Source organism: Streptomyces sp. NPDC045287 (genome assembly GCF_056432325.1).
Map to the genome: position 1 here is coordinate 169,380 of NZ_JBWKJG010000006.1, position 14,430 is coordinate 183,809.

The 14,430-nt window shown below is 76.0% G+C and carries 15 protein-coding genes; 6 read left to right on the forward strand and 9 right to left on the reverse strand.

Annotated features, from left to right (window positions below; genetic code table 11):
- Position 1: 1 nt before the first annotated feature.
- Complete coding sequence (locus tag AC07D6_RS12785; protein ID WP_315877756.1) at positions 2-1,339, reverse strand: NAD(P)/FAD-dependent oxidoreductase; 1,338 nt, start codon at positions 1,337-1,339, stop codon at positions 2-4.
- 26 nt (positions 1,340-1,365) lie between these two features.
- Positions 1,366-1,671 carry a hypothetical protein gene (locus AC07D6_RS12790; protein WP_315877757.1) on the reverse strand — a complete coding sequence of 102 codons (306 nt, stop codon included), beginning with the start codon at positions 1,669-1,671 and terminating at the stop codon, positions 1,366-1,368.
- Between the two features lie 138 nt (positions 1,672-1,809).
- Between AC07D6_RS12790 and AC07D6_RS12795 the strand changes: the two genes are divergently transcribed.
- Together AC07D6_RS12795 and AC07D6_RS12800 are read left to right on the forward strand one after the other, a co-directional pair.
- Positions 1,810-2,613 carry a methyltransferase domain-containing protein gene (locus AC07D6_RS12795; RefSeq protein WP_479043808.1) on the forward strand — a complete coding sequence of 268 codons (804 nt, stop codon included), beginning with the start codon at positions 1,810-1,812 and terminating at the stop codon, positions 2,611-2,613.
- 24 nt (positions 2,614-2,637) lie between these two features.
- Complete coding sequence (locus AC07D6_RS12800) at positions 2,638-2,988, forward strand: VOC family protein (RefSeq protein ID WP_315877759.1); 351 nt, start codon at positions 2,638-2,640, stop codon at positions 2,986-2,988.
- A gap of 145 nt (positions 2,989-3,133) precedes the next feature.
- On the opposite strand, the gene AC07D6_RS12805 is transcribed toward AC07D6_RS12800, so the two are convergent.
- Positions 3,134-3,712: a GNAT family N-acetyltransferase gene (locus AC07D6_RS12805; protein WP_479043812.1), complete on the reverse strand. Its 579-nt coding sequence runs from the start codon at positions 3,710-3,712 to the stop codon at positions 3,134-3,136.
- Between the two features lie 125 nt (positions 3,713-3,837).
- On the opposite strand from AC07D6_RS12805, the gene AC07D6_RS12810 reads away from it, so the two are divergent.
- Entirely contained in the window at positions 3,838-4,584 is a 747-nt protein-coding gene (locus AC07D6_RS12810; protein ID WP_479043815.1) for a GntR family transcriptional regulator, read from the forward strand.
- A gap of 75 nt (positions 4,585-4,659) precedes the next feature.
- Positions 4,660-5,754 (forward strand): adenosine deaminase, encoded by a 1,095-nt coding sequence (locus AC07D6_RS12815; protein ID WP_479043817.1) that lies wholly within the window; start codon positions 4,660-4,662, stop codon positions 5,752-5,754.
- Positions 5,755-5,789: 35 nt separating this feature from the next.
- On the opposite strand, the gene AC07D6_RS12820 is transcribed toward AC07D6_RS12815, so the two are convergent.
- The 5 genes from AC07D6_RS12820 to AC07D6_RS12840 are packed head-to-tail and all read right to left on the reverse strand — an operon-like array spanning position 5,790 to position 11,451.
- Positions 5,790-6,743 (reverse strand): S66 peptidase family protein, encoded by a 954-nt coding sequence (locus AC07D6_RS12820; protein WP_315877763.1) that lies wholly within the window; start codon positions 6,741-6,743, stop codon positions 5,790-5,792.
- Positions 6,740-8,728, reverse strand: a complete 1,989-nt coding sequence (locus tag AC07D6_RS12825; RefSeq protein WP_479043819.1) for a S9 family peptidase — start codon at positions 8,726-8,728, stop codon at positions 6,740-6,742. Before AC07D6_RS12825 ends, AC07D6_RS12820 begins: the two co-directional genes overlap by 4 nt.
- A 20-nt stretch (positions 8,729-8,748) precedes the next feature.
- A complete protein-coding gene (locus tag AC07D6_RS12830; RefSeq protein WP_479043822.1) occupies positions 8,749-10,110 on the reverse strand; it encodes a M20/M25/M40 family metallo-hydrolase in 1,362 nt (453 codons plus the stop codon).
- Complete coding sequence (locus tag AC07D6_RS12835; protein WP_315877766.1) at positions 10,103-10,936, reverse strand: M55 family metallopeptidase; 834 nt, start codon at positions 10,934-10,936, stop codon at positions 10,103-10,105. Before AC07D6_RS12835 ends, AC07D6_RS12830 begins: the two co-directional genes overlap by 8 nt.
- Before the next feature lie 47 nt (positions 10,937-10,983).
- The gene (locus AC07D6_RS12840; protein ID WP_479043825.1) at positions 10,984-11,451 is read right to left on the reverse strand and encodes an Lrp/AsnC family transcriptional regulator; all 468 of its coding nucleotides are present in this window, start codon (positions 11,449-11,451) and stop codon (positions 10,984-10,986) included.
- Between the two features lie 175 nt (positions 11,452-11,626).
- On the opposite strand from AC07D6_RS12840, the gene AC07D6_RS12845 reads away from it, so the two are divergent.
- Both AC07D6_RS12845 and AC07D6_RS12850 read left to right on the forward strand, forming a co-directional pair.
- Positions 11,627-12,595, forward strand: a complete 969-nt coding sequence (locus AC07D6_RS12845) for a DMT family transporter (RefSeq protein ID WP_315877768.1) — start codon at positions 11,627-11,629, stop codon at positions 12,593-12,595.
- A complete protein-coding gene (locus AC07D6_RS12850; RefSeq protein ID WP_479043827.1) occupies positions 12,588-13,763 on the forward strand; it encodes an amino acid aminotransferase in 1,176 nt (391 codons plus the stop codon). The genes AC07D6_RS12845 and AC07D6_RS12850 overlap by 8 nt, the downstream gene beginning before the upstream one ends.
- A 23-nt stretch (positions 13,764-13,786) precedes the next feature.
- Here the strand turns inward: AC07D6_RS12850 and AC07D6_RS12855 are convergent, their stop codons facing one another.
- Positions 13,787-14,290 carry a hypothetical protein gene (locus AC07D6_RS12855; RefSeq protein WP_479043830.1) on the reverse strand — a complete coding sequence of 168 codons (504 nt, stop codon included), beginning with the start codon at positions 14,288-14,290 and terminating at the stop codon, positions 13,787-13,789.
- Positions 14,291-14,430 lie beyond the last annotated feature (140 nt).

Below are 14,430 nucleotides of genomic sequence, written 5' to 3' on the forward strand. Positions count from 1 at the left end.
GTCACTCCTCGCGGGGTCGGGAGCCGGTCTTGGCCAGTTCGGGCGAGGCCGTGTCGAGGGGGACCTGCCAGGAGCGGACCAGGCCGAGCTGCACCGCCTGGCGGGGCAGCGCCGCGTCGAGCAGCCAGTCGGCGGCCACCCTGACCCGGTTGCCCGGCATGGCGGCCAGGTGGTAGCCGCGGGTGACGGCCCCGGCGACGATCCCCGAGAGGGGCACGCCGAGGGGGTTGGCGGCGGCCTTGACCCCGCCCAGGTCGACGGCGAAGCCCATGTCGCTGTGCCGGTACGGAACGGGGTCGCCGACGCCGAGGGAGGCGGCGACGTTGCGGGCGGCCACCTTGCCCTGCCGGGACGCGTGCTGCGCCGTCATGGGGGTGAACTCGCCGGGCCGGTGCAGGTCCGGTACGGCGGCGGCGTCGCCGCACGCGAAGACGCCCGGTCGCCCCGGCACCTCCAACTGCGGCGTGACGACGAGCCGGCCGCGTTCGACGGGCAGCCCGAGCTGGGAGACGAGCGGGTCGGGGCGCACGCCGACGCACCAGATCAGGGAGCGCGTCTCGACGAACTCGCCGCTGTCCAGCAGGACGCCGTCGGGCGTGGACTCCTTGACGGAGGTGCCCATGCGGACGTCGACGCCGCGCGAGCGGAGCACCTGGTCGGCCGTGTCGGAGAGCCGCTTGTCGAGTCCGGGCAGGACGCGGTCGGCGACGTCGAGGAGCATCCAGCGGGGCCGTACGCCCTCGGGCCAGGCGGGGTGCTTGCGGACGAGCGCGTCGGTGAACATCTTGCCGTGGGCGGCGACCTCCGTTCCGGTGTAGCCGGCGCCGACCACGACGAAGGTGCAGCGCGAGGTGCACTCGGCGGGGTCCGCCGCGGACGCCGCGAGCTCCACCTGGCGGGTGACGTGGTCCCGCAGGTAGAGCGCTTCGGGCAGGCCGCGGAAGCCGGTGGCGTGTTCCGCGACGCCCGGGATGGGGAGCAGCTTGCTGACGCTGCCGACGGCGAGGACGAGCCGGTCGTAGCCGAGCTCGCCCGGCGTGCCCTCCGGGTCCGTGTAGTGGACCCTGCGCGCCTCCAGGTCGACGCGTCCGGCCTCGCCGAGGACGAGCCGCACGTGGCGGAGGGTGCCGGGCAGGGACACGGTGACGCGGCGGGGTTCGAGGACGCCGGCGGCGACCTGCGGCAGCAGCGGCAGGTAGAGGAAGTAGTCCGTGGGGTTGAGCAGGACGATCTCGGCACGGCCGCGCAGCGTGCGGGAGAGTTCGCGGGCGGTCTGGTAGCCGGCGAAGCCGGCTCCGACGATGAGGACGCGCGGGCGGCGCCGCGGCTGGGTGGTCACTGGGCCTCCCGTGGATGGGTTGCGGTTCAGGCTCGGTGGTGCGGTGCCTCCGGGTCGGTGGACGGCCCGGGCGGCTCGGCCGGCGGGGGCGGTACGACCGGGGCGGGTGGCGCTCCGGGGGCGACGACGCGCACCTCGACCGGCTCGGCGGCGGGCCCCGGCTCCGTGCCGGGTGCGGCGGGCGCCCGTTCCGGGGCGTGCGGCGGGCGGCGCTCGGCGGCACGGGCGGCGCGGCGGCGGACCACCGCGACGAGCGCGGCCAGCAGGGCACCCCCGAGCGCCGCGGTGGCCGCCCGCACCGGCTGCCGGGACCGCGGGGTCTTCTTCATCATGCGGTGCCGGGTACCCGGGCGGCCGGGCGGTTAACAACCCCGCACCCACTGTCCGCATGGCGAGAAACGCGTCTCGCGATGTGGCATCGTGCCGTAGCGTTGCCGCCCTGGCGTTCCCGAGGGAGACGGAGCAGGGCCATGAAGGATGCTGTTTACACGCACGGGCACCACGAGTCGGTGCTGCGCTCGCACCGGTGGCGTACGGCGGAGAACTCGGCGGCGTACCTGCTGGGCGAGGTGCGCCCCGGCCTCGACGTGCTGGACGTGGGGTGCGGCCCCGGCACGATCACGGCGGACCTGGCCGCGCGGGTCGCGCCGGGCCGGGTGACGGCGGTGGACGCGTCCGCCGGCGTGCTGGAGCAGGCGCGGGCCGTGGCGGTCGAACGGGGGCTGGACAACGTCCGGTTCGCGGTGGCGGACGCGCACGCGCTGGACTTCCCCGACGACGCGTTCGACGTGGTCCACGCCCACCAGGTGCTCCAGCACGTGGGCGACCCGGTCGGCGCGCTGCGCGAGATGCGGCGGGTGTGCCGCCCCGGCGGGGTCGTCGCCGTGCGGGACAGCGACTACGCGGGGTTCACCTGGTTCCCCGAGGTGCCGGTGCTGACGGAGTGGCTGGGGCTGTACCGGCGGGTGGCGCGGGCCAACGGCGGTGAGCCGGACGCCGGGCGGAGGCTGCTGTCGTGGGCCCGGCGGGCGGGGTTCACCGACATCACGCCCAGTGCCGCGGTGTGGTGCTTCGCCACGCCTCCGGACCGCGCCTGGTGGAGCGCGCTGTGGGCGGACCGCACGACGGAGTCGGCGTACGCACGGCTGGCGGTGGAGGGCGGCCACACGACGCCGGAGCGGCTGGCGGCCGTCGCCGAGGGGTGGCGGGAGTGGGGGCGCAGCGAAGACGGGTGGTTCACCGTGCCGCACGGGGAGATCCTCTGCCGCGTGTGATCCGGCCCAACTACCCTGACGGGTATGGAGATCCTCGGTACCACCCTGCGCGTCTGCGTCGACGACCTGGACGCCGCGGCGGAGTTCTACGAACGGCTCACCGGGACGCGGGCGCTGCGGTTCGAGCGCGGCGGGGTCCGCGTCGCGGCGGTCGGCTGCTTCCTGCTGATGAGCGGCCCCGAGTCGGAGCTGGAGGTGCTGCGCAAGGTCACGGCGACGATCGCGGTGGCGGACGTGGACGCGGCGCACGCGACGCTGACCGAGGTGGGCGCGAAGGTCCTGGCGGGCCCGGTGCCCACCCCGGTGGGCCGGAACCTGATCGCGGTCCACCCGGACGGCTCCGTCTTCGAGTACGCGGACCGTCGCGCCGTCTAGACCCGGCCGCCTCCGGCGCGGCCCGCGCACCGGGCGGGCGCGCGGGAGGCGCGGGGCGCGCGGGAGGCGCCCGGGTACGGGCCCCGGGGACCGTACCCGGGCGCGGTCGCCAGGGTCGCCGGGGCCGCCGGGGCCGCCGGGGAGGTCAACGGCCGGGGCCGCCGACCGGCGGGAGGGGCATCTCGGCGGTGATCGCCCAGCGTTCGTGGTCGCGCCACGCGCCGTCGACGTGGAGCATCGCCGGGGAGTAGCCCTCCTTGCGGAATCCGGCCCGGCGCACGAGGGCCAGCGAACTGGCGTTGCCGGGCTGGACGTTGGCCTCCAGGCGGTGCAGCCCGAGGGGGCCGAAGGCGTGGTGCAGGACGAGCGCGAGGGCCTCGCTCATCAGGCCGCGCCCGGCGGCGTGCGCGAAGGCGCCGTACCCGAGGGCGCCGCACTGGAACGAGGCCCGGACGATGTTGTTGATGTTGACGAACCCGGCGATGCCGCCGCCGTCGCGCTCGCAGACCAGGTAGCCGCAGCGGACCGGGTCCTCGATGAGGGCGCGGGCGTACGCGGTGTACGCGGCGGAGGTGGCGGGCGGGAAGAGCCAGGGCCGGTGCAGGTCCTCGCTCTCCCGCGCCCGGGCGGTGAACTCGTCGGCGTCCTCGTACCGGAAGGGCCGCAGGCCCACGCGCGGGCCTTCGGTCAGGTACGGGGGGCGCGGGGTGACGTGGTCGAGCATCGGGCCAGCGTAGGCCGCGATCACCACCGGGCCAACCTTGTCAGACAAGTACGGATTGCCTGGTGGGCGGCGGGCGGCATACCGTGCGGGTGATCGGCCGGCGGGCGAGCCAGGGAGGTACAGCGGTGGTCGGTACGGAGCGGCGGCGCCCGGTCGTGGTGCTGTACGAGCGGATCGTCGACGCGATCCACGCCGGCACGTACCCGCCCGGCTCCACCCTGCCCTCCGAGCCGCGCCTCGCCGCCGAGCTGGGCGTCAGCCGCCCCGCCCTGCGCGAGGCGCTGCTGCTGCTCCAGGAGGACGGGCTGCTGTCCGTGCGCCGGGGCGTGGGCCGCACCGTCAACGACCGGCCGCCCCGGCGCGGCTTCGAGCACGTCCAGCCGCTGGAGGAGCTGCTCGGCGCGGGCGCCCCCGCCCGCGTACGGGCGCTGTTGCGGACCGTGGAGGAGCCGACGGACTTCACCGCGCAGCACCTGCTCGCCCCGGTACGGGCCGAGCTGCGGTTCTGGGAGTCGCTGCTGGCGGCGGAGGGCGCCGCGGCGGCGCTCAGCCAGGAGTGGGCGGCCCCCGACGAGGTGTTGGAGCGCGTCCACCCGGCGTTCGCGGCGGCCCTGCGCGGGGCGGCGGCGCCGGAGCGCACCTCGATGCTGGCCGTGCTGGCCGGGGCGTCGCGCGGGGTGGCGCTCGGGGCGCACAGCGCGGTGTCGGCGACGCTGCTGGGCCAGCGGCGCGGGGAACAGCTGGGCCGCCCCGCCGACACGCCCGCGGTGCTGGTCACGCAGGTGGTGCGGGTCGGGGAGACCCCGGTCCTGGCGGCCAAGCACATGCTGCCCACGGGCGCGCCCGCGCTGCCGGTCCTCCAGTCCAACTGAGCGCCCGCCGGACGGGTGGCCGGGGCTGTCGCGCGGGTCACGGCACCCGCCGCCGGGGTGCCCTACACTCCCGTCATGCACTTGTCTGACAACCTCGCCTCGACCGTCTCCGTCGCGGACTGGATCCGCCGGGCCCCCAAGGCCGTGCTCCACGACCACCTGGACGGCGGTCTGCGCCCCGCCACGATCATCGAGCTGGCCCGCGCGTGCGACTACACCGGTCTGCCCACCCAGGACCCGGCCGAGCTGGCCGTGTGGTTCCGGGACGCCGCCGACTCCGGCTCGCTGGAGCGGTACCTGGAGACGTTCGCCCACACGTGCGCGGTCATGCAGACCCGCGAGGCGCTGTTCCGGGTCGCGGCCGAGTGCGCCGAGGACCTGGCGGCGGACGGGGTCGTCTACGCGGAGGTGCGCTACGCGCCCGAGCAGCACCTGGCGGCCGGCCTGTCGCTGGACGAGGTCGTCGAGGCCGTCAACGAGGGCTTCCGCGAGGGCGAGCGCCGAACGGGCGGCCGGATCGTCGTCCGCACCCTGCTCACCGGGATGCGCCACACGGACCGCTCCCTGGAGATAGCCGGGCTGACCGTCGCGCACCGCGACCGCGGCGTCGCCGGCTTCGACATCGCGGGCGGGGAGGTCGGCAACCCGCCCTCCCGCCACCTGCCCGCCTTCCAGCACCTCAAGCGGCACAACTGCCACTTCACCATCCACGCGGGCGAAGCGGTCGGCGTCGAGTCGATCCACGAGGCCGTACAGGTGTGCGGCGCCGAGCGGATCGGCCACGGGGTGCGGATCACCGACGACATCGCCGAGGACGGCACGCTCGGCCACCTCGCCGCGTACGTCCGCGACAACCGCATCGCCTTGGAGGTCTGCCCGACCTCCAACCTCCAGACGGGCGCCGCGAAGGACTACGCCTCGCACCCGGTCGACCGGCTGCGCCGCCTGGGCTTCCGCGTCACCCTGAACACGGACAACCGGCTCGTGTCCGGCACCACCATGAGCGAGGAGTTCCAGCACGTGGCGGACGCCTTCGGCTACGGCCCGGAGGTCTTCGAGGAGTTCACGGTCGCCGCCGTCGAAGCCGCGTTCCTGCCGCTGCCGGAGCGCCGCCGGATCATCGAGGAGGTCGTCCGCCCCGGCTACGCGGCGCTCCGCTCCGCCGGCTGACCCCGGCCCGCGGGAGCGCCCGCCCTCCGCGGCGGTCAGCGGAGGGCGGGCGTCTCCAGCGTGAGCGTCCCGGCGTCCGCGTCGAGGACGGCGGGCACCCCGAGGGGGACGGTCAGCGCGGGCGTGCCGTGGCCGAAGCCCAGCTCCTCCACGACCGGCACGCCGAGCCCGCCGAGCCGGTCCCGCAGCACCTCGCGCACCGCCCCGTACGGCCCGCACTCCTCCCAGGAGCCGAGTGCGACACCCGCCACGCCGTCCAGCAGCCCGGCCCTCAGCAGTTGGGTCAGCATCCGGTCGATCCGATACGGCTCCTCCCCCACGTCCTCCAGGAGCAGCAGCGCGCCGCGCAGCGACGCCCGCCCGTCCGGCGTGCCGATCCCGGCGGCGAGCAGGCTCAGGCAGCCGCCCGCGGTGACGCCCCGGGCCCGCCCCGGCACCAGGGGCCGCGCCGCGTCCGAGCCGAGCACCCGCACCGAGGCGGGGTCCAGCAGCACGGCCCGCAGGGCCTCCCGGGTGGCGGCGTCCTTGAGGAAGGGCGCCGCCCCCGCCATCGGCCCGTGCAGCGTGGCCAGCCCCAGCCGCAGCGCGAACGCCTCGTGGAGCGCCGTCGCGTCGCTGAACCCGACGAACACCTTCGGCCCGGCGGCCCGCAGGGCGTCCCAGTCGAGCAGGTCGACGACGCGCTGGGCGCCGTACCCGCCGCGGACGCCGATCACCGCGTCGACGTCCGGGTCGCACCAGGCGTCCTGGAGGTCGCGGGCCCGGTCCTCGTCGGTCCCGGCCAGGTAGGAGGCGGTGGGGTGGCGGTCCAGGACGTGCGGCAGGGCGACCGGGTCGAGGTCCCAGCCGCGCAGCACGTCCAGGCCGGCCGCCAGCCGCTCCTCGGCCACCGGGCCGCTGGGCGCGACGACGGCGACCCGCGCGCCCGGCCGCAGCCGCGGCGGCCGGGTCAGCGGGGTCAGGGCCCGGCCCCGGGGCGGCGGGGTCACCCCCTCAGCTCCAGCGGCGGCACGTCGGGGCGGGCGATCCCGAAGGTCCACGCGTACAGCGCCAGTTCGGCCTCCAGGGCGCGCACCAGCGTCTCGGCGCGGCGGAAGCCGTGCTCCTCGCCCTCGAACGCGAGGTACGCGTGCGGGACGCCGCGCCCGGCCATCCGGGCCAGGAACCGCTCGCTCTGCGCCGGCGGGCAGATCAGGTCGTCCGTCCCCTGGAGCAGCAGGAACGGGGTGTCGATCCGGTCGACGTGGTGGAGCGGGGAGCGCTCCTCGTACCGGCCGGGGACCTCGGCGAGCGGCCCGACGAGCGACTCCAGGTAGTGCGATTCAAAGTCGTGGGTCTCCCCCGCCGTCCCCCAGTGGCCCAGGTCGAGGACCGGGTAGAGGATCGTGGCGCAGGCGTACGCGTCGGTGGCGGCGAGCGACGCGGCGGCGGTCCAGCCGCCGGCGCTGCCGCCGCGGATGGCGAGCCGGGCCGGGTCGGCGGTGCCCTCGGCGGCGAGGGCGGCGGCGACGGCGGCGCAGTCCTCCACGTCGACGACGCCCCACTGCTCGCGCAGCCGCTCGCGGTAGGCGCGGCCGTAGCCGGTGGAGCCGCCGTAGTCGACCTCGACGACGCCGATGCCGCGGGAGGTGAAGTACGCGACCTCCAGGTCGAGGGCGGAGGGCGTGCGGCCGGTGGGCCCGCCGTGCGCCCACACGACGTACGGCGGCAGTTCGTCGTCGGGGGCCGCCGCGTCGGGGTTGCGCGGCGGGTGGACGCGGGCGTGGACCTCCCGGCCGCCGGGCCCGGCGAAGGTGCGCGGCCGGGACTCGGGGTAGTACCCGGGGTCGACCGGGTCCTCGTGGGGGGCGCCGATGACGCGGGCGCGGCCGGTGCCGGTGTCCAGCTCCACCACCTCGTAGCCGCTGCGCGGACCGGCGGCGACGCCGATGACGCGGCTGCCGTGGACGGCGAGCGTGGGCGCCCACTCGGTCCACGGCCCGACCGCGTCGACGAGTTCGCCGGTCTCGGGGTCGAGGATGCCCAGCGCGGTGGAGCCCCGGCCGTGGATGACGGCGACGAGCCCGCTGTCGAGGGGCCGGAACCAGCGCAGGCCGACCTTCCACAGCGGCCCGCCGAACTCCTCCTCGCGGCCCGCGCACAACGCGGTCGCCACGGTGGAGCCGGGGGCCAGCCGGTACGGCTCCCACCAGCCGCCGCGGTCGGAGGCGTACAGCAGGGAGCCGTCGGGTGCCCAGTCGACCTGGCAGACCGACTCGTCGACGGCCCCGGCGACGGGCGCGACGGAGGCGAACGGGCCGCCGTCGACGACCTCGCCGGTCATCACGAGCGTGCCGTCCCACGGCATGAGCGGGTGGTCCCAGGCGAGCCAGGCGACCCGGCGCCCGTCCGGGGAGAGCCGGGGCCCGGTGACGAACCGGTGCCGGTCGTCGGTCAGTTCCCGTATCGCGGCCCGGCCGTCGGCCGCGGACCCGTCGAGCGGTACGGCGGCGATGACGCGCCGCACGTCGCCGGGGCCCTCGCCGGTGTACTCCTCCAGGACGCACCACACCTCGGTGCCGTCCGGGTGGAGGACCGGGTCGGCCCAGCGCAGCCCGCCGCCGGTCCCCGAGACCGGGGTGAGCGGGCGCGGCGGGGCGGCGCCGTCCGGTTCGTACGCGTACAGCCGCTGGTCGGGGAAGTGGCAGAAGACGACGAGCGGCCCGGCGCCGTCCCTCGCCGTGCCCGCCCACGGCTGCCCGCCGTACTCGATGACGCGGCTGCGGACGTTCCACGGGGGCGGCAGGACGGAGACCTCGGTGCCGTCGGTGGTGCGGCGGACCAGGGCGCGGCGGCCCCCCTCGGCGGGCCGCGGCGCGGTCCACCACACTTCGTCGCCGACCGTGCCGACGTACTCCGGCAGCCCGTCGTGCGCGGCGGCGAGGCGCGCGTCGATCGGTGACGGCCACGTTCCGTAGGGCCCCGTGGGCATCATGGACGGCTCCCCCCTGCGGGCTAGACGTTCTGGAGACAGTGGTCGAGGACGCGGACGCCGAAGTGCAGCGCGTCGACCGGGACGCGCTCGTCGACGCCGTGGAACAGCGCCTGGTAGTCGAAGCCGACGGGCAGCTTCAGCGGCGCGAATCCGTAGCCGACGATGCCCAGCCGGGCGAACTGCTTGGCGTCGGTGCCGCCGGACATGCAGAACGGCAGGACGCGCGCGTCCGGGTCGAAGCGCTCGATCGAGGCGCGCAGCGTGGCGTACGTCGGCGAGTCGACCGGCGCCTCCAGGGCGACCTCCTTGTGGTGGAACTCCCAGTCGATCCCGGGGCCGGTCAGCTCGTCGAGGGCGGCGGTGAACTCCTCCTCGCCGCCCGGCACGATCCGCCCGTCGACGTGCGCGCTGGCGGAGCCGGGGATGACGTTCACCTTGTAACCGGCGTGGAGCATCGTCGGGTTGGTGCTGTTGCGCAGCGTCGCCTCGACGAGGGCGGCGGCCGGGCCGAGCCTGGCGAGGAGCGCGTCGACGTCGAAGTGCGGGTCGTCGAGGTCGGGCGCGTCGATGCCGTGCAGCGCGGCCAGTTCGGTGAGCGCGGCCCGGACGGTGGTGGTGAGCCGGACCGGCCACCGGTGCTCGCCGATCCGGGCGATGGCGGCGGCGAGCCGGGTGACGGCGTTCTCCCGGTTGACCTTGGAGCCGTGCCCGGCCCGGCCCTGCGCGGTCAGCTTGAGCCAGGCCGTGCCGCGCTCGCCCGCGCCGATCGGGTACAGGGGCATGCGGGGACCGGCGTGGAAGGTGTACGCGCCGGACTCGCCGATCCCCTCGGTGCAGCCCTCGAACAGGTCGGCGTGCCGGTCGGCGAGGAAGCCGGCGCCGTCCGCGGCGCTCGCCTCCTCGTCGGCCGTGTAGGCGAGGACGATGTCGCGGCGCGGCCGGACGCCGCGGCGCGCCCAGTCGCGGACGACGGCGAGGACCATCGCGTCCATGTTCTTCATGTCGACGGCGCCGCGGCCCCACACGACGCCGTCGCGGACCTCGCCGGAGAACGGGTGCACGGTCCAGTCGGCGGGTTCGGCCGGGACCACGTCGAGGTGGCCGTGGACGAGCAGCGCGTCGGCGGACGGGTCGGTGCCCTCGATGCGGGCGACGACGTTGGTGCGGCCCCTGGTGCGTTCCAGCAGGAGGGGCTCGATGCCGGCGTCGGCGAGCCGCTCGGCGACGTACTCGGCGGCGGGCCGCTCCCGGCAGTCGCCGCCGCCGCGGTTGGTCGTGTCGATCCGGATGAGGTCGGAGGTGAAGTCCACCACCTCCGCGAAGGCCGGCCCGTCCGACGGGTACCGCTCCTGCTCCCGGTCCTGAAGGATCCGGTCAGCCATACTGCTCCTCCACTGCGGCCGAGACGATCGTGGTGACCGCCTTGAAGGTGCGGATGGCCTCGTACATCGTGCCGCTGGTGTAGGCGACCCGGCGCTCGCCGCCGGCCACCACCCCCGGGACGACGGTGGCGGCCGCGGCCAGGTGCTCCGCGTCGAACTCCAGCTCCACGGTGTACGGGCCGCCGCGCACCGGTTCGTACCGTACGGCGAGACGCGTGGCGTCCTTCGCCGCGGCGCGGATGTCGGCGGCCGTCCGCGTGGGGGTGCGGCAGACCGCCGCGTACCGCGACACATGGTCTTTCACGGCGACCATACGCGCTTCGGGCGCGTAGCCGAGCGCGTCCCGGCAGGTCAGGTCGTCGCCGGTGACGAGGACGACGGGGACGCCGTACTCGGCGACGACGTGCGCGTTGAGGTACCCCTCGCCGGCGCGGACGCCGTTGAGCCAGACGCCGGTGATGGAGTTGGCGAGGTACGTGTGGGCGAGGACGCCCTCGGTGCCGGCGCCCGTGTGGTAGCCGACGAAGGCGATGCCGTCGACGTCGCCGTGCTGGACGCCCTCGACCATGGTGAGCGCCTTGTGCCTGCCGGTCAGCATCTGGGCGCGCGGGTCGAGCCGTTCGAGGAGGAGGTTGCGCATCGTCCAGTGGGCCTCGTTGATGAGGACCTCGTCCGCGCCGCCGTCGAAGAAGCCGAGGACGGCCGCGTTGACGTCGGAGGTGAACATCGCCCGGCAGCGCTCCCACTGGGGGGTGCCGGGCAGGACGTCGGCGGGCCAGGTGACCCCGGTGGCGCCCTCCATGTCGGCGCTGATGAGGATCTTCATGTCCACACGGTACGCGGCGCCCGGTGGCGGTACCAGGCGCGGCCCCGTCAGCGGGGGCGCGCCGGGCGCGGGTAGGTACGGGACTGTTTGACGCTGCCGAACGCGAAGCTGGACTCGATCGACGCGATCCCGGGGACGGCGTGGATCCGGTCGCGGACGAGCCGCTCGTACGCCTCCAGGCTCTCGATCACCACGCGCAGCAGGTAGTCGCTGCTGCCGGCCATCAGGTAGCAGTCCTGGATGTGCTCGATGAGGGCGACGTGCTCCTCGAAGACGGCGACGGCCTCCGCGGTGTGGCGCTCCAGGCGGATGCGGACGAACACGGTGATCGGCAGTCCGTACGCGACCTGGTCGACCACCGCGGTGTAGCCGCGGATGAGCCCGGCCTCCTCCAGGCGGCGCACCCGGCGCAGGCACGGGGAGGGGGAGAGCCGGACGCGGTCGGCGAGCTCCTGGTTGGAGAGCCGGCCGTCGGCCTGGAGCTCGCGGATGATCCGCAGGTCGATGTCGTCCACGTCCGCCGCCCGCCCTCCCCGGCCCCTGCCCCGGCCTTCGGTTCGTCCGCCGCCGTTCTTGGCAGATCCTGCCCCAAACATAGGTCTGAGCGGCAGAACTGGCAATCGACTGCCCCGGCCGAGGGCCTAGCGTTGCGGCACGAGGGATGGGATCCGTCCGGCAGGGAGGTGTGGTGTGGTCGCGACGAACGCGGCGGGGGCGCCCGCGGCGGGCCGCGGGGCGTTCCCGCGCGGCCCGTCCCCGCGGGCCGCGGGCACGGCGGCGCTGCTGCTGACCGTGGCGATCTGGGCGGCGTTCGCCCTGAGCGCGCGGGCGCTGAGCACGTCGACGCTGCTGCCCGCCGACGCGGCGCTGCTGCGCTTCGGGGTTCCCCTGGTCGTCCTGGCGCCCGCGCTGTGGCGGCGCCGGCACGCGCTGGCCTCGGTGCGGCCCGGCCCGGCCGCGCGGGTCGCGGGCGGGGCCGGGGTGCCGTTCTTCCTGGCCGCGATGTTCGGCGGGTCGCTGACCTCGGCGTCGTTCGTCGGGGCGATCGTGCCGGGCATGGTGCCGCTGTTCGTGTCCGCGCTGATGGTGGCGCGGGGGCGGGGCGTGCCGCGCGGGACGCGGGGGGCCGGGCTGGTGCTGATCGCGGCGGGCGTGGTGGCGCTGGTGTGGCGGTACGCGGTGCCGTTCGACGGCGACGTGATGCTGGGCTCGGGGACGCTGCTGGTGGCGAGCGGGCTGTGGGCGCTGTACACGGTGGGGCTGCGGGAGGTGGACCTCGACCCGGTCGGGTCGATCGGGCTGCTGTGCGCACCCTCGTTCGCGGTGGTCGCCGTGCTGGTGGCGGCCGGTGTCCTGCCGACCGGGTTCGCGGACGCGGCGGCGGCCGACGTCGCGCTGTTCCTGGTGGTGCAGGGGCTGGGCGTGGGGCTGTGCGCCGGGCTGCTGTACGCGTTCGCGATCCGGCGGCTGGGCGCCGAGCGCAGCTCCGTGGTGGGCAGCCTGAGCCCGGTGGCCGTGGTGCTGCTGGCGATCCCCCTGCTGGGCGAGCGGCCGACGGCGGCCGTGCTCGTCGGCGTACCCCTCATCACCACGGGCGTGGTCCTGGCGAACCGACGCCCCCGTTCCCCACGTGAACCGGAGGTCTCCCCCGATGCTTGAGCTGCTGCCCGCCCCGCCGGCCGACCCGCTGTGGGACCTGGCCGCCGAGTTCGGCGCCGACCCGCGCCCCGAACGGCTGGACCTGGTCCTGGGCGTCTACCGCGACCACACGGGCGTGACCCCGGTGATGCGGGCCGTGCGGGAGGCCGAGATACGCCTCGCGGAGCGTTCCGCGTCGAAGGAGTACCGGGGCCTGTCCGGCAACACGGCGTTCAACCGCGCGATGCTCTCGCTGGTCCTGGGCGGCGACGTGCCGGCCGGCCGGGCCACCGCCGTGCAGACCGTCGCCGGCACGGGCGCGCTGCGGCTGCTGGCCGACCTCGTGCGGCGGACCCGCCCCGGCGCGACGGCGTGGATCAGCGACCCGGCGTACGTGAACCACCGGCCGATCCTGGAGGCCGCGGGGCTGGCGGTGCGCGCGTACCGCTGGACCGACCCGCAGGGGCTGCTGGACGACCTGCGCGGCGCGGGCCGGGACGACGTGGTGCTGCTCCAGGGCTGCTGCCACAACCCGACCGGCGTCGACCCGGCGCGGGAGGTGTGGGAGGCGCTGGCGGACACGGCGGCCCGCGCGGGGTGGGTGCCGTTCCTGGACCTGGCGTACCACGGGCTGGGCGACGGCCTGGACGAGGACCTGTGGGCGGCGCGGACGCTGGCGGAGCGGCTGCCGGAGGTGCTGGTCGCGGTGAGCTGCTCGAAGAACTTCGGGCTGTACGCGGACCGTACGGGCTGCGCGATCGTGCTGGGCTCCTCGGCCCGGGCCCTGCGCCACGCGGAGACGGCCCTGCAGAACGCCGCCCGCACCCTGTACTCGATGCCGCCCGAGCACGGCGCGGCGGTCGTGGCGACGGTGCTGGAGGACGCGGAGCTGCGCGGGGCGTGGCGCGCGGAGCTGGACGCGATGCGGGGCCGCATCGCCGCCGGCCGCGCCGCGTTGGTCGCCCGGCTGGAGGCGCTGGGCTGCGGCGACTGGGCCGGGCCGCTGGCGCGGCAGAAGGGCATGTTCACGGGGCTGCCGCTGTCGCCGGAGCAGATGGCGGCGCTGCGCCGGGACCACGCGGTGTACGGCACGGCGACGGGGCGGATCAACGTCGCGGGGCTCCCGCCCGGCCGGGTGGACCAGTTGGCCGGGGCGATCGCGGCGGTGCTGGCCCCGGCCGCGGTCTGAGCCCCGGGTGGGCCACGGGCGCGTCACGCGGGGACGGCCGGGTCCCGCGGGTCGGGGGCCAGGGCCGCGAGGAGTTCCGCGCGGTGGAGGTCCGCCACCGGGGCCAGCAGGTCCGGGTGGCGCAGCAGCGCCGCCGCGCGGAGGTCCCGTTCGCCGGGCGACAGGAGGCGGCGGTGCCCGGCGGGCGACCGGTCGGCGGTGGCGGCGACGGCGGCGGCCGCCAGGTCGGGCTCGCCGAGCAGGCAGGCGGCCCAACTGGCGACGACCTCGTCCACCCAGCTGCGCCACGGCGCGTCGTCCTCCGCGGCGCCGGCGACCCGGTCGAGCCGGTCCGCGCCCCCGGCGCCGGTGACGGCGACCAGGGCGGCGTCGAGTTCGGTGGGGTAGCGCAGCGCGGCGGCGACGCCCGCCGCCTGGCGCGCCTGGGCCTCGACGAGGGCGTGGTCGACGGCGCCGCCTCCCGGGGGGTAGGCGCGGACGAGCCACTGCGCGGTGGCCGCGACGATCGGGGAGAGCTGTGCGTGCACGGTCGATCCGTAGGCCGTAAGGGTGTTCGGACGGCTTGCACGGTACCCCGGCGGGGCCGGACGGCGTAATGACGCATATCACCCGTTCCTGGTGGTATCCGCACTCTGATCGTTCAGCCGGAACGCGAAGGAGACGGAGA